This window comes from Labrenzia sp. THAF191a (assembly GCF_009363335.1).
Lineage (GTDB): Bacteria > Pseudomonadota > Alphaproteobacteria > Rhizobiales > Stappiaceae > Roseibium > Roseibium algicola.
Genome location: NZ_CP045333.1, coordinates 4,115,574 through 4,136,256 on the forward strand (window position 1 = coordinate 4,115,574; position 20,683 = coordinate 4,136,256).

Genomic DNA, 20,683 nt, shown 5'->3' on the forward strand with positions numbered 1-20,683 from the left:
CGAAGCAGCTATCTGTCAATCTGCTTCATAACCTTCAATCTTTGAAACCCGGGCGGAGAGTTAGAAACTCCGCCCGGTTTAATTTCTGGATCAGACTTGTTCCGGCTTGCTGATGTCCATCAGCAGTTTTTCCGTCTTTGCGTCTTCCAGGCGGTTATGGAACTTGTTGGCTTCCTCGCGATCACGCATGGTCTTGGTCAAGGTGACCGCTGTATGGACCAGCATGATTGCGGCCATTGCGTAGAAGCCTTTCGCGGAGAAGCTTGCTTCAAGGTTCCAGATGCCCAGGGCCATCATGATAGCGGCAACAGCGAAACTGCCGGCGGTAAAAATGGTCCAGTTGTTGGAATGTTTGACTGTGGGTTCCTGCATGGTCTTGTCCTCGTGTTAGCTGCTTTTTTCCAGAAGAAGCGGAATGTCGGATTTCAGGCGGGCGAGCACATCGTCCACTCTGGTTTTCACAGGCGCGCCGCAACCGGCATCGCCCAGTTTTTCGATAACCGCACTCGGGTTATCCGCTGCCGACAAGGTCTTGAATTCCTGTTCGGCCAATTGGTCGCGTTCCTGGCGTCGGCGGATGTCCTCCAGCTGTCCTTCTGCAATGGCGAGCGCCGACTGGCCTGTACTGGAGCCAAAGGACTGTGCTTTCTGGATCTGGTCGCGAACTTCAACGGTGCGTTCACCGCGCTTTAGGGCGCGCAGACGGCTCTGGGCGCGGTGCAAGGTTTCCGTGAGGCTTGAAAGATCACCGTCGAACGATCGGATTGCCTCTTCGAGCGCCGACTTTTCGTCTTCCAGAAGTGCGATAGCTTCCGCAGCCTCTCTCGCGAGGGGTTCAAGACCTTTGAGGAGGGCGTTGCGAGCCCTGTTCTCCAGATCTTCGAGGGATGCATTGATTTGCCACAGCCGCTTGCGGTCCTGCTGCTGTTCTGCCTTGGCGCGGGCCAGAGCAACCTGGGCAGCCCGGACGGAAGCGGCGGCTGTACGCGTGTTGATGGAGAGGAGAGCAAGAGACTGATTGTCCCGGCTTTCCTCGGCGCTGGTTAGAAACAGCGCCCTCAGTTGGTTCATGAATGGCTCAAACATCGTGCCTCTCTCAAAAGGTGAACGTTGTTCACTATTTGACAAAGCCACATCATTTTGATTAGGTCAAGATGAAAAATGAACAAAGTTCACTTTTGAGGTGCGATACGGTTAATGGCCGGAGTTCAAAAAGCAAAAAGCGAAGAAACCCATCGTCGCGTTCTGGAAGCGGCGATTGCCGCCGTGGAAGCAGGGGGCATGGAAGCGGTCAACATCAGAAAGATCGCGGCTGATGCCGGTTACTCGGTAGGGTCGGTCTACAAGCATTTCGCGGACCAGGATGCGTTGTTGCTTGCGGTCAACTCGGTGACGCTCGGCCGCATCAAGGATCTGATGGCATCGAAAGTCGAAACCGTGGACGAGCCGTTGGCACGGCTCAAGGTGCTGGCTTTGGCCTATCTGGGGTTTGCGCGCGACAATCGAAACCTCTGGATGACACTGTTCAGCCATCACTTGCCTGAAGGCAAGGCGGTGCCTGAGTGGCATATTCAGGAAAATATCGCGCTTCTCGGCTTCATCGCAGCACCATTGCGCGAACTCGATCCAAGCATGCAGGAAGAAGACCTTGCAGCCCGGACACGCACCGCTTTTGCGGCGGTACACGGTCTCGTCACGATCAGCCTGGAAGCACGGTTCGTCGGCCTGTCGGGAGAAAAGCTGGAGCAGGAAATGAACTTTCTGGTCGAGCGCCTGGCAGGGTAGAGTCCCTGGCTGCCAGGCTGGAGATTATCCTGCTGAGGTTTACCAGGCTCTCACCCGTTTCTCCGGTGGCAGCCACATCGGGTCGCCCTCCTCGATGCCGAAAGTCTCGTAGAACGCATCGACATGTTGTAGGGCCGCAAAAGCTCGATAAGGGCTCGGAGGATGCCCGTCACCGGCGACAAGCATGCGCAGGAACGGGTCGGAGGCCTTGGCCGTCCAGAACTGGGCCCAGCCGATGAAACAGCGCTTGGCCGGCGACAGGCCATCTATCTCGACATTTTCCTCAGGGTGCTCGGCCAGATAATCCATCAGGCTTTCATAGGCGAGCGTGATGCCGCCGACATCGGCCATGTTCTCTCGGACGTTGAGCGGACCGTTGGCGTTAAGGCCAGGCAGCACTTCGAAGGTGTTGGCCTGGTCGATGAGTTTCTGGGCTTCCCTGTCGAAGGCCTTTGCATCCGCTTCCGTCCACCAGTCACGGAAGTTGCCTTCCGCATCGTATCGGCGGCCACCGCTGTCGAAACCGTGGGTCATTTCGTGGCCGATGACCGCGCCGATCCGGCAGAAACGCAAGGGAGCGTCCATATCGTGGCTATAGGCTGGCGGCTGGGTGATGGCCGCATTGACCTCGAAGCCGTTGATGGAAGGTGTATAGGCGGCATTGATGACGATCGGCAGCGTTGACTGCGTGTTGAATTCCTCGTGCACGACGGGTTTCTTGATTTTCTCCAGCATGCGGTTCATGGAAAAGGCTCCAAGATTGCGCATGTTTGCAACGGGATCGGCCCCGATCTCGAGTTTGGAATAATCGACCCATTCGTCGGGATAGCCGACCTTGTAGTAGAAGGTGTCGACCTTCTTCAGGGCTTCGGCGCGAGTATCTTCCGACAACCAATCCCGCGTTTCGACGCGCTCGCGAAACTTCCCGTGAATGCGCTCGACCATCTTGATGACTTCGGCTTTGGTCTCGTCGGAATAGTAGGTTTCAACGAAGAGTTGGCTGGCAGGATGGCCGAGGTTCTCTTTCAGGAGGTCGTACAGGTGCTCCTCGCGAGGGCGGTCCGTTCGTGCACCGGTCAGGACAAGATTGAACTCCTTGGCGGGTTCTTCGAAGGCGGATGTCAGGAATTCCTTGTAGTTTTCGATAACCCGATAAGCCGCATAGGCTTTCAGATCTTCAAGCGGTGTTTCCTTCAGCACTTTTGAGAGCTCAGGCAAAGCCCTTGGTTCAAACATGTAGACTGCGTCGGGTTTCTCGAAGCCGACTGTTTCAAGATAGAGATCGAGGTCGAATTCCGGCACCTGTGCCTGGACCTCCTCATAACCAAGTTTGCTGTAGCGGTTGCGTGGATCGTTGCCTTCTTCGGGCGTCAGTATCCCGGCATAAAGCGCTGTTTCTATTCGAAGTGTGATGTCGGCGATGCGAGCGGCATCGTCCTCCGGATAACCGGCGACCTTCATGATTTCCGCCACATAGGCACGGTAGGCAGGAATGCGCGGATCGCCTTCCTTGTTGCGCAAGAGTTCGAGATGGTGGTCCTCAACGCCGAAACTGGGACCTACTGAAAAAATGGCGTAGCGCTTGCTGTCGGCTGGATCTGCACTCGGTGCGAAAATCGCAAACAGGGCAGGTCCGGACATTGCGGCCTGGTCAGCCGCGAACCGGGTGAGGTCGTCCAGGGTTTCCAGGGCTTCGATGGCGTCCAGGTCGCTTTGGATCGGTTCGATGCCTGCAGCATCCATCGCCTCGACATTCATATAGGCCTTGTAAAAGTCACCAACGAGCTGCGTCGGGCTACCCTTGGGCGCTTCCGCGGAGCTTTCGCTTGCTTTTTCGGAAACAGCCGCAAGCTGCTTGATCAGTCTTTCGCCGATAATCGAAAAAACATCCCAACGCGCCTTGTCTGCTGGCCGGTTCACCCGGTCGAGCCACTTGCCTGAGGCATAGCGATAAAAATCGTCGGCCGGATCCACGGAGGTATCCATGTTCTCGGGTGAGAACTGAAGGTCGTCCGGGGTGAGTGGGGGAAGGCCGTTTTCCTCAGCGAAGGCAGATCCGGACAGCAGCACCGCGCTCGTCAGCAGAAGTGGGATAATTTTCATTTCAGCGCCCCCAGGGAAGTCTTTTTACCTTACGTAAGAATAGAGTTCCGGCCGCAGATGGCAATCCGATTACTGCAAGGCTTGTGGCGGCGGCGTTCAAGAGCGAGGTGGCTTCTGGCGCAATCGAACCGACCGAGAGGTGCGCACGGTTTAGCCTTACGTTCCACAGAAGGTTTGATAGGGACCAAACGCCTCCGGGGCAGGAAGGGCATAGCTCTCAAAGCCGGGGCGTTCTTCATACGGAGCTTTTAGAACATCCAGTAACTCGTTGAGTAAAAGATACTCTCCTGTTTCCGCACTCTGGAGTGCCGCTTCCACCTTGTGGTTCCGTGGAATGTAGAGCGGATTGACAAGGTTCATCGCCGCCCTGGTTTCCGCCGGCGCTCTGCCTTCGCTTTCAAGGCGTTGCATCCAGCGCTCCAGCCAGTCGTCTAACTGCGTCGGATCGACAAAAAGTTCGCGCAGTTTTTGCGGGGCGCCAATAGCAGCCTCGCTCAGGTGCCGGAAGTAGAGCGTGTAATCGACCGATTGTTCCTGCAAGACCGAAAGCATCGTTTCGAACAGGTCCTGATCTTCCGCGGTTTCTTCCACCAGACCCAGCTTTGCGCGCATCCCGTTCAGCCAGGATGTGCGGTAGATATCAGGAAAGCGGCCGAGTTCGGCGCTTGCCAGTTCGACTGCCTTGTCCAGATCATCGGGCTGGATCAGGGGCAACAGAGTTTCGGCAAGCCGGGCAAGGTTCCATTGCATGATGACGGGCTGGCGGCCGAACGCGTATCGTCCACCGTGGTCGATGGAGCTGAAAACGGCTGCCGGATCATAGGCGTCAATGAAAGCGCAAGGGCCATAGTCGATTGTTTCGCCGGAAATCGTCGTGTTGTCGGTGTTCATGACACCGTGAACGAAGCCGACAAGCACCCAATTGGCGACCAGCGCTGCCTGGCGCTCGACTACACCCCGAAACAGCCGGATATAGCGGTCCGGCTGTCCGGCAAGATCCGGATCGTGGCGGGCAATGGCGTAGTCGGCGAGCTGGCGGACTTTTTCCGTTTCACCGCGTGCCGCAAAATACTGGAAGGTACCCACCCGCAAATGGCTTGCGGCGACACGGGTCAACACTGCGCCCGGTTTCGGACCATCCCGGTAGATGGTTTCTCCGGTGGTTACCGCTGCCAGTGCTCGTGTCGTCGGGATGCCGAGTGCATGCATGGCTTCGCCGAGGATATATTCGCGCAGGACCGGCCCCACCACAGCCTTGCCGTCTCCGCCACGGGAGAAGGGGGTCGGTCCCGACCCTTTCAGCTGAATGTCCTTCCGATTGCCGGTGCTGTCGATGATCTCTCCGAGAAGAAGCGCGCGGCCATCCCCCAGCTGTGGCGAGAAGCCGCCAAACTGGTGGCCGGCATACACCTGGGCAAGAGGCGATGCGCCGTCCGGCTGACGGACCCCGGCAAAGATTTCTGCGCCTTCGGATGTTTCCAGAAGGTTGGAATCAAGACCGAGTTCTTTTGCAAGTTCACGATTGAACACCACAATCTGCGGCGTTGGCACCTTCGCGCCTTCCCAGGCCACGTAAAAGCCGGGCAGGTCCCGTGCGTAGGAATTGTCGAACTGAAAAATGGGCGGTCGGGCGGTCATGGAACCTACAGTGTGCGGTGGAAATAGCTTTACCGCTTAATATAGGAAGTTATGGCCGTCTGTCCGCCCCGGTCAGGTCGGAAATCGAATTCATGTGAACTTTGAGGGGGGCGGCAGCGCGGCGTGTCACGCTGCGTAGGCCGCCAGAAACACCTTCACCGCTGCAGCAACATTGGTTTCGATTTCTTCTTCGCTCGGCTTCGGGCCGGCATTGAGCAGCATGCGCCTCAGAACGCCCGCCACACACAAATCGAAAAACTGGCCTGCTGCCAGTTCGACATCACAGTCCTTCAACTCGCCGCGGTCGATCCGCTCCTGAATGAAGGCACCAAGGTCGCGTCGGCCCTGGCATGGACCGGCTTCGTAGAGCAGAACGCCGAACTGAGGGAATTTTTCCGCAGCGCCTACCACCATGCGGAGGGTCGACAATTTTTCCGGGTTTGCCATTTTCTGCAGATAACTGCGGCCGATACGGTGCAGATCACTTTTGACGTCAGCCCTGCTGACGAGGGTTTCCCGCAGGATTTCCGCCTGGCTGAAACGTTCTTGCAGGATCAGCGCTTCGAACAGCGCTTCCTTGCTGCTGAAGTAGACGTAGAGCGTGCCTTTGGAAACGCCGGCTTCCTTGGCGATAACCTCCATACTGGCGCCATCGAACCCCTTCGCCCGGAAGACTTTTCGTGCGCCGGCAAGAATCTGTCTGCACTTGGCGTTGTCGGTCTTCTGAGCCGGATCTTCGGCTGTCGCCGGTAGTTCCTGTGTTTCGGTTGTCATCGCAATCTCGAATTTCTGCCGTCTTTCAGTAGTTTATCGCTAGTATTCTGTCAAACACACGGTTTTTCTCAAAAAGCATTCCCATAAATGCAAAGGTCAACTGTTCGGCAGGTGGTTGGTCAATCTCAACACTATCGGCCAACAGGACGAACCATTCAATCTTTCCTGGTCAGACCAGCTGTGTCTGCAAGTCAAAACGCCCCCCAAAAAAAATCTTCGACAGGATCCGACTTCCGGACAGGTGATGCGTCTCGCGTCCCCCTCCCAAAGTGTCTTGTTGCCGTCTCGATCAACCAGGTTGTTGAACAGGGGGCTTTTGTGCGTCGCAAAAATTTCGCCGGAACCCTTGCGTTCGCCAAGGGGATGAACATATAAATGCCATTGACCGAACCGTTCAGTCAATGCCTGGACGGTCAAGAATTTTGGGCAAAGGATACCATCGTGGCACTCAGAGAAGGCCGCAACGAAAGCGGCGCGATCGGTGGTGGGCCGCAGGCTGCGAGCCGCCAGGATCAAGACAACGAGACTTCAGTAGCCTCGAAGAGCGGACAGGCAACACCATCTTCCGCGAAAGACACAAGCGATGACAAAGGCGGGCAGGTGGCAGTTTCGTCTCAGGCACAGGTAACAACCGCAACAACCACCGCAGAAGCGCCTCCACCGAAAAAGAAAGGCAAGGCCAAGCGGGTATTCACGCTGGTTCTGCTCGCCGGTCTCGGCTTTGGCGGATATGAGGCGTACCATTGGTGGACCGAAGGCAGATTCATTGCCAGCACGGACGACGCCTATGTGACCGCGGATATCACCGTCATCCTTTCCAAGGTGTCCGGTTATGTTGCGTCGGTCGCTATCGGCGACAATCAACGCGTGAAAGCCGGTGACGTGCTGCTGAAGATCGACGATGGCGACTATAAGCTTGCCGTCCAGTCCGCAAAGGATTCCATCGACAGTGCCCGCGCAACGGTCGATCGTATCGCGACCCAGATTACGGCTGCCAAGGCCTCCGTGCTGCAGGCTGAAGCGTCTGTTGCTTCTGCCAAGGCGCAGAAGGACGAAGCTTCCGCGAACTTCGATCGTCAGAAAAGACTGGCGGACAACAAGTTTGCGAGCCAGGCAACGCTTGATACCGCCGATGCCACACTGAAAGGCGCGCAGGCGGATCTGGAGAATGCGCAGGCGGCAGTGACGCTGGCCAAAGCCAATATCGATGTGCTCAACGGCCAGAAGAAAGAAGCCGAACAGGCAGTGGTTGCTGCCAAGACAGCTCTTGAGAAAGCCGAACGCGACCTCGCCTTTACAATCATTCGGGCACCGGTCGATGGCATCGTCGGCAACAGGGCAGCCCAGGTCGGCTCCCTGCTGCAGCCGGGAAGCCGAATTGCCGCGATCGTGCCGCTGGCCGACACTCACATCGATGCGAATTTCAAGGAAACTCAGCTCGAGGGAATTCAGCCCGGGGCAGAGGTTGAAATCTCCGTCGACGCTTATCCGGACCAACCGATCAAGGGAACCGTCGAAAGCATTGCGCCTGCGACCGGTTCCGTATTCAGTCTGCTGCCGGCAGAAAATGCGACCGGCAACTTCACCAAGGTGGTTCAGCGCGTGCCGGTGAAGATCAAGGTTCCGGAAGAAGAAATAACAAGCGGACATCTGCGAGCTGGCATGTCGGTGGTTGTCGAAGTCGACACCAGAACAGGTGGCCAGAAAGCCAACGTCGCCTTGTCGGCGCTCCACTAGATCTTCAGGTGCGGGTCAAGGGTCCGTATCAAATCAAGTCCTCCCCGCGGCCTCCAACCGCACAAGCCCGGTATCCGCATCTTGCGGATGCCGCCCCTTTGAAGAGCAGACCGCCGACAGCGTCAGCTGCGCGGATGTTCCAACAGTATCGAATGATCGGCCACAGGCCATTCCGTCTCTTTCGGCTGAATGACCGCCGGTTCAAGGCTACGTCACATGAGCGAGACGGCACAAAGCGCATCCATCGACGGACGCAAGCTGTTCACCTTCCTCTGCATGGTGTTCGGCATGTTCATGGCGATTCTGGATATCCAGATCGTGTCCGCGTCCCTGTCGGAAATCCAGGCCGGGCTTGGGGCTTCCCAGGACGACATTCCCTGGGTGCAGACAAGTTACCTGATAGCGGAAGTCATCATGATCCCGTTGTCCGGATACCTCTCGCGCATGCTGTCGACGCGCTGGATGTTTGCGCTGTCAGCGGCCGGTTTCACAGTGATGAGCCTGATGTGTGCCACTGCCTCCACGATCGAGGAAATGATCGTCTATCGTGCCTTGCAGGGGTTTCTCGGTGGCGGCATGATCCCGACGGTTTTCGCGACAGCTTATCTGATTTTCCCGCGTGAAAAGTTCAACGTCATCTCTCCCGTGATCGGTCTTGTCGCAACGCTGGCACCGACCATCGGTCCGACGCTCGGCGGTTATCTCACCGAATTCGGCTCCTGGCACTGGCTGTTCCTGATCAACGTGGTGCCGGGCATCTTCGTTACGCTTGCCGCTGTTACCCTGATCGATTTCGACGAGCCGGATCTGTCTCTGCTCGATCATTTTGACTGGTATGGCTTCGCGGCCATGGCCATCTTCCTCGGTTCTTTGGAATTCGTTCTTGAAGAAGGCTCGGGCGAAGACTGGTTCCAGAGCGGCGAGATCGTTTTCTTTTCCGCAATCACTGTGCTGGGCGCTGCGATCTTCTTCTGGCGGGCTTTCACGGCGCGAGAACCCATTGTCGATCTGAGAGCCTTTGCCGACAAGAACTTCGCCATGGGCAGTCTTTTCAGCTTCATCATGGGGGTGGGGCTCTACGGCCTGACATATCTTTATCCGGTCTATCTGAGCGGCGTTCGCGACTACACCTCGCTGCAGATTGGCGAGACAATGTTCGTGAGCGGTCTTGCCATGTTCCTTACAGCCCCGATTGCGGGGCGGCTGATGTCCGTGCTCGATCCGCGTGTGATGATGGCAATCGGCTTCTCCGGCTTCGCGATCGGCACCTACATGGTAACCGGTATTACGCACGACTGGGATTTCTGGGAACTGCTGGTTCCGCAGATCCTGCGTGGCTGCTCGCTGATGCTGTGCATGGTACCGATCAACAATATCGCCCTTGGTATGTTGCCGCCGCAGATGATCAAGAACGCATCTGGCCTGTTCAACCTGACCCGGAACCTGGGAGGTGCCGTCGGTCTTGCGGTGATCAACACGCTGCTGACCAATCGGCAGGATTTCCACTACGAACGTATTTCCGAAACGGTCAACTGGTCGCGTCCCGTCGTCAATGAGACATTGACCAACATGACACATGCGTTCTCGGAACTGGGTCAGAATGCGGAAACGGCGGCATTGAAGACGTTGTCTGGCATCGTCACCCGCGAAGCGTTCCTGCTTTCCTTCTCGGATATTTTCCTGATCCTGACAGGCTTGTTCCTCGCTCTCGTTGCCGCGCTCTATTTCGTGGAACGACCGAAACCGGCACCTGCCGGTGGTGGCGGTCATTGATTTCAAGATAGTGGATCATCCGGACGAGAGCTGCCGTGTCGATCAGGCCTTTCTGTCCGGTCCGAAACGAATTCTTCGTTGCATCCGACCGCTGCCAATTCGCGTATTGGCCGGTCTCGATGGTGGCGGATGATCGTCAAATGCGGCTTGTGCACTGACGTCACCCTTCGTTGCGGTTTGGCCTTGTGCAAGCCTGTCGGCCATCCATCGGGCAACCTGAGGTGTCGCGACACTGGTTCCGTCGAGAGACACCAGCGACCCGCAGCGTGATCCGGCACTCAATATGCCTCGCAGGACCGGTGTGTCGTCGCTGACCGCGGCTGCATCCGGACCATTTCTCGTCGGACCGGTAGCATTGAATGCTGTTGTTACCGGGCCGGCGGCAGAATAGCCGGCCAGATCGTTGCGGGTTTCGACATATCCAGCAAGAACGGCGGGAAACTCGCCGCAGGCAAAGCCGCTTATGGTGCCGCTGCGCTTGACCAGGCAATCGGATCCGGGCGGATCGATCGGCAAGGGGGCACCAAAGCTGTCGAAACGCTGATAGTCGTCATTGTCGAAATAGGATTGACGCCCCAATGCCGGGAACCCGGGCAAGGTTTCGTCGCGCCGGACCCAGACCTGAACCCGGTCGGCTTCGGTCAGGGCAACATTCTCGATTTCGATTTTCCAGACACCCGAAGGTGCCAAGTGATCCGTGACGTCGTGATGAAAGGTCGGGTGAACGCCGACGACAATGCAACCGCGCCAGGTTGGCGCGTGGGGAGGGGTATAGAGGATCCGGCCGAATTCCACGTTATCTCCGGAATGGAGGATCGCAGTCTCTCCAGGCACTGTTGAAACCGGCGCACTGCTCGGTCCCACGGGGGGCGTAACGCGCACTCTCACAAGGTTGTCGGGATTCTCCTTCGGCGGCATCCAGATTTCGACGTAGCTCGCGCTGCGGTCGTCAGGCTGAATGCGCCAGTCGAGGCTTGCGGGCCTGACGTTACCCGTATCCTCGTCCGTGAAAGTGATCTCCGCGTGTGTGCGCGCCAGATTGCCGTTCCCGGCAGGAAGAGCCACCTGGATTTCACGCTGGGTGGTCGAGTGAAGCTCGTGATCGATCTTCGCTTCGATCAGACCGGTACCATCGTGCGGTCCTGCAAAATTCCCGAAACTGAAATTGACCACCAGCGGGATCCGCTTGCCGTGATTGGTGTCGAGCCGGAAGCGTTCCGCGTGTATCTTGATGAAGTCGATCGCGCGGCCCAGAGCTGGCAGGATCTGCGCTCCGCTGACATCCATGGTGAGGTCGGTTGGCAGCTGCACGCAAATGATGGGGCGCGTGTTGTCCTTCGTGCCGGGTTGGTAGCCGGTGGCAAGTCCCATCACATGTGTGCCGTGGGACACGCGCATGGCGGCGGGCTTGAGGCCGGGCCAGTTGTAGTCGATCAATCCGCACTGACTGTAGAATCGATTCTCATCGAGGAGCCCGCTGGCCGTGTTCGTGGCAAGCAACCCGTCGATTTCGCTCCTGGCAAGGGCGTGCCCCTGCGGGACGACGAGGGTGCCGGTCCGCGGTCTGGCGTCCATGATCCAGGCAAAGGAAACGCGTGACGCATTTGGGTCGGCTTTCCGGAAAAGTTCATGGCCGAACGCGATGCCGTTGTCGATGACAGCGGTAACAACGGAACCATCCTCGACAAATATTTCCGGCAAATTTCCGGGCATGATCTGCACGCTCGTGTCGAGCTGTCCAACCGGAACGACAGTTCCAAGAACGATGCGTTTGATGCCGAGTTGTCCCGCGTTCCTCGTTGCTTCCTGCAAGAAGATTTCTTTTGCGTAGAGTGAGGGATACAGGATCGCTTCTTTGGCCGCCCGCTGTTGCGCGGTATAGAAATTCGGGATGAGGACTGCGTCCTCAAGCCCGTTGCCGCCGCCGATATCCTTGGCCCTGGCGATCAAATCATCGAGCGAGATGTCATCGAGCTCGACGAGGATGTCCCACCAAGGGTCTTCTTCGCCGGTTCCGAACTTTGCTGCAACAGCCAGCCGCCAGTTCGTGACCGGATCGATAGAAAATTCATCAAAGGTTCCGTTGGTATCCGACATGACTTGACCTCCGGTTCGACTTTGCTATGCGATCACGAGCCGTCGTCTTCCAAAGGCGCGGCACCATCACCACCATCCTCGAGTATTCCGCCACCGCTGCTGCCACCGGCACAGGGTTCCCTCAGGTCGAGCCATTCCTGCTTTGCGCGGTTCCACAGCCAGGCCAGCGGCCTGGATTGAATGGTCGTGCCGGTGAGGGACGTTGTGGTTTCATCGGCCCAGGCTCCCGGGTCCTTCTGGGTGTGGGTTGCCGGATCATAGAGCTGAGTCCAGTCGAAATCCCGGCTGTCAGGATACTGGTCGCCGTGGAAGGCCCATCCCTTGATTTCATTGGAACCCTGGCACCGACCCGCGAAATAGGCGCCGAGCGTGAGCCCGAGAATTGCGCCGGCCTCGCTGTCGACCGGAAAATGTACACCCGCGACGGTGCGGTTTACTGCAATGCGCGAAGCCTGACGCATGAACATCTTGCCCCAGATCGTGTCGTCATAAGGTACGACACCGGCATCCCTCAGAAGGAGCCAAAGAACCCGGGCCAGCGTGAAGGCTTCCGTTGAATGACCGCTCGGCAGGGTGCCGTGCGTGGGCGTCAGGATCATCGGCTGGATCTGCGGGGAGAATTCTATCGGACGCTTGCAGGCCAGGGCATACTTGATCCGCATCTCCACCAGATTGGCGAGACCTTGCGCAGTTGCCAACAGCTCGATCGTAAATGGTGTTCGAGCCGGCGCGATGAATGCGATTGACCGCAGAAATTCAACAGGTGTGCTGAGTTGGGCGATAATTTCCGCAGCACGATCCTGCCGCAGATCTGCATAATTTGCCACGAGATCGAGCTGCTTCTTGAAGATCGCCATGGTTGGGCGAGACATCCTGGCGAGCATGGCATAAGCCGCGAGTGGTGTATCGGTCCCGTCAGGGTTGCTGGTCACGTTCAGGTGCCATACCTGAGCCGTTCCGGAGCACGTTCCCTCAAACTTGAAGGTGAAACCGAGCCTCGATGCCAGTTCAAGTGCGTAAATGCTTTGCCGGACTTCCGGAGAGAGACGGCCTAGAAAGGCATCGTATTCCGGGCAGTTCTCCTGGATGGCCGCCGTGACAGTCTGCCAGGTTCCGGCAATGCCATCGTGATTGGTGATCAGCGCGTTCACGATCAGCGGTGCATCGAAGGAAGGGGCGCCGCCAAACCCGCCAAAACCGCCAAATCCTCCGAAGCCCCCAAACCCTCCGAACCCGCCAAATCCCCCGAAGCCGCCGAAGCCCCCAAATCCTCCGACCCCCCCGAAGCCGCCCGCCGGATATGCTGTTTCCCTAGGTGTCATGACTAACTCTCCCTACCTGTTCGATTGGCCGGTTCCACTTCATTCTCAGGGCGGCAGTCCGGCTTGCCTTAGGGTTTCGGCGAAGTCCTTCCCAACCTGAAACTGCGCACTTGGCGAATTCTTCAGCCAGCGGCTTACGGTCAGATCCGGCTGACGCTCGCGCAGTTCGCTGATGGTCCGGGCTGCCAGTTCGGTGTGTCCAAGACGCATTTCCGCGACAGCCTTGGCACGCAGCGTCGAGGTGTGCGCGCGGTTGGAGCGAAGCGACTGGTTGGCGAACTCGAGAGCGCGGTCATATTTTTCGGCCGTAACGCAGGCGGATGCCGCAAGCGACAGGAAAAAGTACCTGTAGGGATCGATGGGAGACAGGCGGAGGGCCAGTTCCGTGTCCTTGACAGCCTCCTCGCCAGCTCCCTTGAACGCGAAGAGAGTGCCGCGCAGCAGGCGGCCCATGGCGTAATTCGGATTGTATTCAAGGGCCATGTTGTAACGCTGTTCAGCTTCTTCGAGCTTGTGCGCGAGATTGGTGAGGGTAAATCCTTCGGAAACAAGGGCCGTGACATTTGTCGGGTCGTGGTCGAGCGCGGTTTGCGTGCAACTCAAGGCAAGGGATTTTTCGCGCTCGGGCGAATCCGTCCAACCCTGTTGAACCGCCAGAACGTGCCATTTTGCCTTCCATGCCAGGGCCATTGCGGGTTGGCGCGACGAACGGTGGATCAGTTCGTCAAGAAGTTCGGCGGCGTATTCGAAATGGTGGCGCGAGAGCCTGTAGATCAGTCCGATCGCGCTCATCAGAAGCGAATAGGCATCGAGCGTCTGCATCGGGCAGGACAGTGCCTGTTGCACCTCGCTCCGGAAGATTGCCGCGTGGCAGTCCTTGGCGAACTGATACATGACGGATGAATCGCTAAGGAGAGTAGGAACCTCTTCGCTCAGGCGATCCGACCAAATCACGCGGCCGGTTTTCGCGTCGGCGAGTTCTGCGTCCAAAATTACGTGGTTCGCATCGCCGCTATAGGTTCCGGACAGGACAAAATCTGCCTGAAGCGTCTCCGAAATCTTGGCAAGGGAGATGTTCCGCATGCGAAAACCTGTCGTCGACAGGCGGGAAATGACATTGAGTTCCGTGGACCGCGACAGTGCGACGATCAATTCCTCTGCGAGCACTTCACCGAGCACGTAATTGTCTCTTGATCTGCTGCGTGGCGTGAAGGGAATAACCGCGACGGTGGGGAACAGGTCTTCGAATTGCTGTAACGGGAAAATGCTCGGGTGAGTTCCCACGGGATGAACCCTGAAGGCCCGCACCGTCTCGGCGACATTCTTGAGGTGGCAATCCCCAAGATCCTCGAATTCCGCGTCGAGTTCGCTTGCCAATGCATCCCTGACCTCCGCGGAGGCAACAATCTCTCCGGGGCGGGCAAGCGACATGAGACGGGCGGCGATGTTGACGTGGTTGCCATAAATGTCGTCATCGCCGGTGGTGAGCACGTCGCCGGTGTCGATACCGATGCGTACCTGCAACCGGTTCACGGCAGGGAGTTGCTCGTTGATTTTTGCTAGTTCCGCGGTGAGACGCATTGCAAACCGGACTGCGCTTGTTGCGTGCTCGATTTCAGCCAGAATGCCGTCGCCCAAGGACTTCACGAGCCTGCCATCGTGTTCCGGCAGAAGGTCATCTTTCAGGTAGGCGACAAAGGAGAGCCAAGCTCCTATGGATGCATTGTCGGCGGTCGTAAACAGCCGCGCAGATCCAACTACGTCGGCAAAAAGTATTACTTTCTGCCGATTCTCCCATTTTTCGAATAGCCGTACGGGCTTTCGGTATTCAGCGGCTGCCTGCATGAATTTCCTCGCAGCGACAAAATCGTACCACCTGAAAACAGTCTAAAATCAAATATTAGGCACCAATTTTTCCCAGAAGTAATGATATGACGAATAATGATTGTTTCGCATAGACAGGTTTTCATACGCGTTTTCAACGCGAGCTACGCCACGGCCAGGCGAAATCGCTCCGTGTCCACTTGCGTGTTCGATAATATCTTTCTTTTTGTCGCTTCTAGCTTGCCTTCAATCTAGCCATCTGTAAAGCAATACATTTATTACGCTAGGGAAGTTTTCCTTAAATATTTAAATTTGATTGTTTTGGATGCGCATTTGCACTCGATCGTCGGAAAACAGGGAGGCGATGTGCTCTCGGTGCAATTGGCACTCGTGAAGCCTTCCGGCTGTCCTTCTTGGATATTTTCCTGATCCTGACAGGCTTGTTCCTTGCCCTTGTCGCCGCGCTCTCTTTCGTGAAGTGGCCGAAACCGGCACCTGCCGGCACTGGCGGAGGTCATGGATCCGTGTGAGCCGGCTATCTGGCCAGCCTTCTTGTTGAGTTACGGGTATCTAGCCAGTCGAAGTGATTTCGCCTTCGAACACCGGGAAGAGGGGGATCTTGGAATATTGCAACTTTCAATACACGTAATGGTATTGCTGTCGCATTCCGTCAACCTAGGGCGTTACATCTTCGTTATTTCATGCTAACGTAGCTGCCTGTTTGAAAAACAGATTGATGCGCTTTTGATTTGCAGGCGCTGCAAGTAAATTTTCGCTTTTCAAAATTCAGATGACCGTTCTCTCGAGTTTTCAATGGGAGGAAATAATGGCAGGCATAAGAAAAGACATTGCCAAGCTCGGCGGGCCATGGTCCGACACGATGCTTTGGTATGCGCGAGCCGTTGGTGAACTGCGGTCGCGCCAATTGCGTGATCGGACAAGCTGGCTCTATCTGGCAGCGATCCACGGCATCAACCCGCAGGGCTGGATTGACCAGAACATCATTTCATCGACTACGCCGGCACCAAACGCCGACGAGCAACGATTGATGTTCAACCAGTGTCAGCACGCGGGTTGGTTTTTCCTGCCCTGGCACAGGGGCTATCTGCATGCGTTCGAGGCAATCTTGGCAGACTGGATTGTCAGCCAGGGCGGTCCGACGACATGGGCATTGCCCTACTGGAATTATCTCAACGGGGCTGATCCGGCGTCGCGAGACTATCCGCAGGAATTCCTGGACAGCACCATTCCGGGTGACAACACGCCGAACCCGTTGGCCAACGCGTTTCGTGGCCCTGCCGTGAAACTTGGTCCGCAGGCCTGGATCAATGTCGACATTTCGCTCGACGCGCAAACCACGCAGACCGTTTACACATCGATACCCGGTACGCTTGGATATGGCGGGCCTATCAGCGGCTTCGACCAGCAGGGCAATGCCTATGGGGCGGTTGAAAGTGACCCGCACAATTTCGTGCATGTCATGGTTGGCGGCAACGTACCGCCCAGTCCGACCGGCTGGATGTACGATCCGGATTTTGCCGGTCTCGATCCGATCTTCTGGGTTCACCACTGCAACATCGACCGCTTGTGGGCGGCCTGGATGACCGGGGGAGGCAACTCCCAGGAAACCAGCCGGCCCTGGCTCAACGGGCCGTTCCCGCGCCAGTTCGCGATGCCGGACGCACAGCAAAATATTTCCATTTTCACGCCGGAAGACACGCTGCCGGGCGCGGCTCTTGCGCCGGTCTATGATAATCTGATCGATGGAACGGGCATTACGCCCACCGTGGGGATTTCAATGGCCACCACACCGACAGGCCGGGGCACTTCGACACTCGTCGGGGCAAACGACGAGGTGCTGCAGGTTACCGCAAGTCCGGTAACGGCACGCGTGAAGCTGGCTGCAGCGCCAGCTGCGGCCCTTGCTGCTGCAGCGCCGGCGGCAGCGGAGCGACTTTATCTCAACGTTGAAGGTGTCCGGGGAAACTCTCCGAGCGGTGTTCTATCCGTGAGGGTTGTTGCGCCAGGCATACCGGATGCGGAAATCAACGAAACTCTGGTGTTCTTCGGCCTTGGCAAGGCCAGTTCAACCGACGGCTCGCACGCAGGCAACGGCCTGTCATCAACCGTGGAAATCACCGACAAGGTTGCGGCCATGCAGGCGCGTGCTGGTGCTGCAATCCAGGAGCTTGAAGTCAGTCTCGTTCAGCCAGAGGGAACCACGTCGGAAATTACCGTCGACCGGATCAGCATCTACCGTCTCAGGGTTAGATGACATGTCCCGGCTGACGGCCTTTGCCGTGCAGACCAGTCGGGGCGCAATGCCCTGGCTGGTTGCCTTGAGCGCGGGCAGCTACCTTCTGCTCGGTTTCGCACAACCTGCTTCGAACGTCGCTGCTCTTTGCGGGCGCCTGAATGTTGCGCAATCCGTTTTTCTACCCGCACCGAACCTTCAATTCTCGCAGATCTTGCAAGCGGTAGCCGCGGACTGGATCCTGATGGTCGTGGCCATGATGGCGCCGCTGGTCGCTGCCAATCTGTCTTATGTCGGACGAGTGGTGCATGCATCCCAAAAGTTGGCTGCAAGTATTGCCTTTCTGCTCGGTTATCTCTGCGTCTGGATTTTGTCCGGCCTGTTGCTTGTGCCACTGGCGTTTGTCCTGGCGCTTGCCGGCGCCTGGATCGACCTGTCGTTGGCGCTCGGTGTCTCTGTCGTTTGGAGCATGTCACCGCTTGCCCAATGGGCCAGAAACAAGTGCCACGGCACCAGCCGGATTGCAGCTTTCGGACAAGAGGCACAGGCTGATAGTTGCTGGTTCGGACTTCGAACCGGGGCGGCCTGTGTGTTTGCCTGCTGGCCTTGGATGCTTGTGCCTTTGCAGGTGGAGACCGGCCACATTGCCGTGATGGTGCTGACAGGTCTCTATCTTTTCGCCGACCGGATTGCACCGCCTGCTCCCCCAGTCTGGCGCCTGCCTCCGGCACTGGAAACTGTCCTGGGGGTGTCGCTCCTGCCAGGAGGACGCAGAGCGAACAGGCTCAGTCTGCCCCACACCAAGCCGCTTGCTGCCACAAGCCAACCTGTCCGGAAACGCCATTGACGGTCAGAGGAGGAAATCATGCCGATCAATTTCATTCCGAACGACCCGAGAGCCGGACACCCGCCTGCAGCCGTCATCGAGGCGCATGCTGAGCGACCAGGTGAACTGGCCCGGTATGTCTATCTGGGCTCCGTCCCGGAAGACACATATCCAACTGACAGCGACGGCTTTTTGTTCTGGCAGTGCCGCGAGGCCGCTCTCAGAGCCATCGACCTTTGGGAGTTGATCGACGGGAGCACGCTGACCACGTGGCAGAACGGGAAAACCCTGCGGCTGAAACACAAGACACCGGGGCAGCCCCAACTCAACGCCTTTTACGACAGGCTTTCGCTTTCGTTTTTTCAGGTGGATGCTGCCGGGGGAGACAGTTACCGCTCAGGGGCAAGTACCGATGTTGTCGCACACGAGGCGGGCCATGCCTTTCTGGACGCAATCCGCCCGGATCTATGGGGTGCTTTTCAGGCGGAGCCGGGTGCTTTTCACGAAGCCTTCGGAGACTGCATCGCAATTCTCGTCGCGCTTCAGGACAAGGCGACCCGCCAGCTGCTTGCGGATCAAGGGCTGTTGAGACAGAAGAACTTTGTCGAGACCACTGCAGAGGATCTGTCCCACGGTATTGCCGTCCTGGTCGACGCAAATCACAATGCGGCGGTCCCACGGCGCGCTCTCAACACACATCAATGGGTGATGCCGGCCTCCTTGCCGGTGTCAGGTGGCCCGGGCGTTCTGATCAACGAAGTACATTCGCTGGGCATGATCTTCAGCGGTTGTTTTTACGACACGCTGACGAACATCTATCAGTCGCGCGGTGTGGAGAGCGAAAAAGGATTGCTGGCAGCGGCAAGGACAGCGGGAGAGCTGCTGGTTGCTGCTGCGCGTACGGCGCCACTTAAACCTCGATTTTTTCAGGCTGTCGGCAACGCCATGCTGATTGCGGACGGAATGCGCAATGCCGGGGTCAATGCCCAGGCGATCCGGGACGGGTTCGAGGCCCATAATGTGCTGTTGAATGCCGAACAACTGACATCCCCCACCGTGGTTCTGGCTGGCCGGCCGCCTTCGGAGACCGTTCAATCCGTTCGTGATGTGCTGACACAGGCCTCTCGCCGCAGCCTGCTGGAAGTCACCGGAGATGATACGGATCAGCGGTTCTACGGCAGCCGGCTGCAGCTTGGCGACCAGTCGGTTGCAGCCGTTCGTCGGCGCCAGAAGGTCTCGCTCGCAGATGTCGCCAGCGATCTGGAAGGCGTCTATTGCTACGTCGAGGAAGACGTCCTCATCGGTGAGCAAAACGGGAATGCCGCCCTGCTGGGCGAGGTGGAGACAGTTCGGCAATCCGCTGTCGAGGCGCAAAGCTTTGTCTTCAGCCTGCATGCCGCCGGTCAGATTTCCGAAGAGGCTCACAGCCGGGCAGGCGACGATACGATCGGTACCGTGAGCCATGTGGTCAGTAACGTGGGGGAGGAGCGTCGATTGCTCCGAAAGCGTTTCAATTGCCGGTGTCACGCTCTTCCAGGCACGGCAAGGGCCTTCCTGTGCACCTAATCAGTTGAAGCCCCTTCGCCGAAGTATGCGTCTGCCGGTCTCATCAGTTTCGACATAGTGCGTTGGTTGACCGAGAAGCGGTGACGCCATGCCTTCCAGTTCTCCTGCTTCAGCTTGGCCTGTCTCACCTGGTGCCATCTGAAGCTGGCCATTGGCCCGCAGGCTTTGAATGTAGGCCTTTGCCTCCTGGATCGTGTCTTCAGCAACCTCTTTGAATGCGACAGGGTGAGGGCTATCCGGCTGTTCAATGACGAACGACGTGGGAAGGTTCAGGAACAAGCCGGAGAGGGCGCCAAGTGCGCTGTCTTCCACGGATATCAGGCAATGACCTTCTGCTTCGATCCGCTCCGGGCGGAACGAAACTTGCTGGAGGTCGACAACACCTTCCGCGGCCGCCAGAACCGGCAGCACCAGTTGCAGGTTCTCGGCCGCGTTTCTTCCGGTTTTTCCGGCAATCTTCAATAGCATTGCCGGCCAGCCAGACATTCCATCGGCGCCAGTCTCTTCCAGAAGAAGTTTCGGTAAACCTGGCGGAAGAGCGCCATCCGTGCTGCCGGGTCCGGCGTCGATCAAAACACATTCCGATGCGGGGTCATTTACTGAGAAACGTTCCTGCAATTCTCCCAGGATTGTTGTGTCAACGCCGGGTTTGTTCGTCTCAATGACCTGGGACGGGCCAGCTGGAAGCCGTAGCTCTCTCAAGGTGGACAGGACTGCAGCTGCGTCATTTGACGTGCGAACAACCAGCGCAAAAGCAAGCCGAGCTCCCGTTTCACCTCTCATCCGACCAATCGCATCCAGTGCCTCACAGACGAAGGGTCTGAGGGCGCCATGCGGATCAAGAAGACTGTCCGGTGTCAGAAGCAGCAAGCGCAGCAGTTTGGCCTCCTGGTGTCCTCAGACGCGTTGCAGGAATTCAATGACCCGCCGGTGAGCAGGGCAGTCACCTGAACAAGTTCATGCCTTCCGAGTTTGATAGACATT

General features: G+C 57.6%; 15 protein-coding genes. 6 read left to right on the forward strand and 9 right to left on the reverse strand.

The window, feature by feature from the left end:
* Positions 1–90 precede the first annotated feature (90 nt).
* Both FIV05_RS19050 and FIV05_RS19055 read right to left on the reverse strand, forming a co-directional pair.
* Positions 91–372, reverse strand: a complete 282-nt coding sequence (locus FIV05_RS19050) for a YiaA/YiaB family inner membrane protein (protein ID WP_022998340.1) — start codon at positions 370–372, stop codon at positions 91–93.
* Between the two features lie 15 nt (positions 373–387).
* On the reverse strand, positions 388–1,086 hold the full coding sequence (locus tag FIV05_RS19055; protein WP_152510623.1) for a PspA/IM30 family protein: 699 nt from the start codon (positions 1,084–1,086) through the stop codon (positions 388–390).
* A gap of 111 nt (positions 1,087–1,197) precedes the next feature.
* On the opposite strand from FIV05_RS19055, the gene FIV05_RS19060 reads away from it, so the two are divergent.
* Entirely contained in the window at positions 1,198–1,785 is a 588-nt protein-coding gene (locus FIV05_RS19060; protein WP_152510624.1) for a TetR/AcrR family transcriptional regulator, read from the forward strand.
* Between the two features lie 39 nt (positions 1,786–1,824).
* Here FIV05_RS19060 and FIV05_RS19065 read toward each other — a convergent pair whose 3' ends face one another.
* From FIV05_RS19065 to FIV05_RS19075, 3 genes are all read right to left on the reverse strand, one after another.
* On the reverse strand, positions 1,825–3,888 hold the full coding sequence (locus tag FIV05_RS19065; protein ID WP_152510625.1) for a M13 family metallopeptidase: 2,064 nt from the start codon (positions 3,886–3,888) through the stop codon (positions 1,825–1,827).
* A gap of 156 nt (positions 3,889–4,044) precedes the next feature.
* A complete protein-coding gene (locus FIV05_RS19070; RefSeq protein ID WP_152510626.1) occupies positions 4,045–5,526 on the reverse strand; it encodes a protein adenylyltransferase SelO in 1,482 nt (493 codons plus the stop codon).
* A gap of 126 nt (positions 5,527–5,652) precedes the next feature.
* A complete protein-coding gene (locus tag FIV05_RS19075; RefSeq protein WP_062488627.1) occupies positions 5,653–6,300 on the reverse strand; it encodes a TetR/AcrR family transcriptional regulator in 648 nt (215 codons plus the stop codon).
* A 441-nt stretch (positions 6,301–6,741) separates the two neighbouring features.
* On the opposite strand from FIV05_RS19075, the gene FIV05_RS19080 reads away from it, so the two are divergent.
* Both FIV05_RS19080 and FIV05_RS19085 read left to right on the forward strand, forming a co-directional pair.
* The gene (locus FIV05_RS19080; RefSeq protein WP_209009710.1) at positions 6,742–8,037 is read left to right on the forward strand and encodes an HlyD family secretion protein; all 1,296 of its coding nucleotides are present in this window, start codon (positions 6,742–6,744) and stop codon (positions 8,035–8,037) included.
* A 216-nt stretch (positions 8,038–8,253) separates the two neighbouring features.
* The gene (locus FIV05_RS19085; protein ID WP_022998347.1) at positions 8,254–9,810 is read left to right on the forward strand and encodes a DHA2 family efflux MFS transporter permease subunit; all 1,557 of its coding nucleotides are present in this window, start codon (positions 8,254–8,256) and stop codon (positions 9,808–9,810) included.
* 42 nt (positions 9,811–9,852) lie between these two features.
* Here the strand turns inward: FIV05_RS19085 and FIV05_RS19090 are convergent, their stop codons facing one another.
* Genes FIV05_RS19090 through FIV05_RS19105 form a run of 3 tightly spaced genes read right to left on the reverse strand, consistent with a single transcriptional unit; the run spans position 9,853 to position 15,074 of the window.
* A complete protein-coding gene (locus FIV05_RS19090) occupies positions 9,853–11,907 on the reverse strand; it encodes a hypothetical protein (protein WP_152510628.1) in 2,055 nt (684 codons plus the stop codon).
* A 32-nt stretch (positions 11,908–11,939) separates the two neighbouring features.
* Positions 11,940–13,229, reverse strand: coding sequence for a phosphatase PAP2 family protein (locus FIV05_RS19095; protein ID WP_173013885.1), 1,290 nt, complete (start codon positions 13,227–13,229; stop codon positions 11,940–11,942).
* A 45-nt stretch (positions 13,230–13,274) separates the two neighbouring features.
* Positions 13,275–15,074, reverse strand: a complete 1,800-nt coding sequence (locus tag FIV05_RS19105; protein ID WP_152510630.1) for a FlgO family outer membrane protein — start codon at positions 15,072–15,074, stop codon at positions 13,275–13,277.
* Positions 15,075–15,879: 805 nt separating this feature from the next.
* Between FIV05_RS19105 and FIV05_RS19110 the strand changes: the two genes are divergently transcribed.
* From FIV05_RS19110 to FIV05_RS19120, 3 genes are read left to right on the forward strand one after another with little or no spacing between them, the layout of a single operon-like run.
* Entirely contained in the window at positions 15,880–17,328 is a 1,449-nt protein-coding gene (locus FIV05_RS19110; protein WP_173013886.1) for a tyrosinase family protein, read from the forward strand.
* Between the two features lies 1 nt (position 17,329).
* Positions 17,330–18,154 carry a DUF2182 domain-containing protein gene (locus tag FIV05_RS19115; RefSeq protein WP_173013887.1) on the forward strand — a complete coding sequence of 275 codons (825 nt, stop codon included), beginning with the start codon at positions 17,330–17,332 and terminating at the stop codon, positions 18,152–18,154.
* An 18-nt stretch (positions 18,155–18,172) separates the two neighbouring features.
* The gene (locus FIV05_RS19120; protein ID WP_152510633.1) at positions 18,173–19,699 is read left to right on the forward strand and encodes a hypothetical protein; all 1,527 of its coding nucleotides are present in this window, start codon (positions 18,173–18,175) and stop codon (positions 19,697–19,699) included.
* Here FIV05_RS19120 and FIV05_RS19125 read toward each other — a convergent pair whose 3' ends face one another.
* Positions 19,700–20,185, reverse strand: coding sequence for a hypothetical protein (locus FIV05_RS19125; RefSeq protein ID WP_152510634.1), 486 nt, complete (start codon positions 20,183–20,185; stop codon positions 19,700–19,702).
* Between the last annotated feature and the right edge of the window lie 498 nt (positions 20,186–20,683).

What these genes read in the sequence shown, in the direction of transcription:
- FIV05_RS19050 (WP_022998340.1), bottom strand. Translation starts at nt 372, where the DNA reads ATGCAGGAACCCACAGTCAAACATTCCAACAACTGGACCATTTTTACC.
- FIV05_RS19055 (WP_152510623.1), bottom strand. Translation starts at nt 1,086, where the DNA reads ATGTTTGAGCCATTCATGAACCAACTGAGGGCGCTGTTTCTAACCAGC.
- FIV05_RS19060 (WP_152510624.1), top strand. Translation starts at nt 1,198, where the DNA reads ATGGCCGGAGTTCAAAAAGCAAAAAGCGAAGAAACCCATCGTCGCGTT.
- FIV05_RS19065 (WP_152510625.1), bottom strand. Translation starts at nt 3,888, where the DNA reads ATGAAAATTATCCCACTTCTGCTGACGAGCGCGGTGCTGCTGTCCGGA.
- FIV05_RS19070 (WP_152510626.1), bottom strand. Translation starts at nt 5,526, where the DNA reads ATGACCGCCCGACCGCCCATTTTTCAGTTCGACAATTCCTACGCACGG.
- FIV05_RS19075 (WP_062488627.1), bottom strand. Translation starts at nt 6,300, where the DNA reads ATGACAACCGAAACACAGGAACTACCGGCGACAGCCGAAGATCCGGCT.
- FIV05_RS19085 (WP_022998347.1), top strand. Translation starts at nt 8,254, where the DNA reads ATGAGCGAGACGGCACAAAGCGCATCCATCGACGGACGCAAGCTGTTC.
- FIV05_RS19090 (WP_152510628.1), bottom strand. Translation starts at nt 11,907, where the DNA reads ATGTCGGATACCAACGGAACCTTTGATGAATTTTCTATCGATCCGGTC.
- FIV05_RS19095 (WP_173013885.1), bottom strand. Translation starts at nt 13,229, where the DNA reads ATGACACCTAGGGAAACAGCATATCCGGCGGGCGGCTTCGGGGGGGTC.
- FIV05_RS19105 (WP_152510630.1), bottom strand. Translation starts at nt 15,074, where the DNA reads ATGCAGGCAGCCGCTGAATACCGAAAGCCCGTACGGCTATTCGAAAAA.
- FIV05_RS19110 (WP_173013886.1), top strand. Translation starts at nt 15,880, where the DNA reads ATGGCAGGCATAAGAAAAGACATTGCCAAGCTCGGCGGGCCATGGTCC.
- FIV05_RS19115 (WP_173013887.1), top strand. Translation starts at nt 17,330, where the DNA reads ATGTCCCGGCTGACGGCCTTTGCCGTGCAGACCAGTCGGGGCGCAATG.
- FIV05_RS19120 (WP_152510633.1), top strand. Translation starts at nt 18,173, where the DNA reads ATGCCGATCAATTTCATTCCGAACGACCCGAGAGCCGGACACCCGCCT.
- FIV05_RS19125 (WP_152510634.1), bottom strand. Translation starts at nt 20,185, where the DNA reads ATGTCTGGCTGGCCGGCAATGCTATTGAAGATTGCCGGAAAAACCGGA.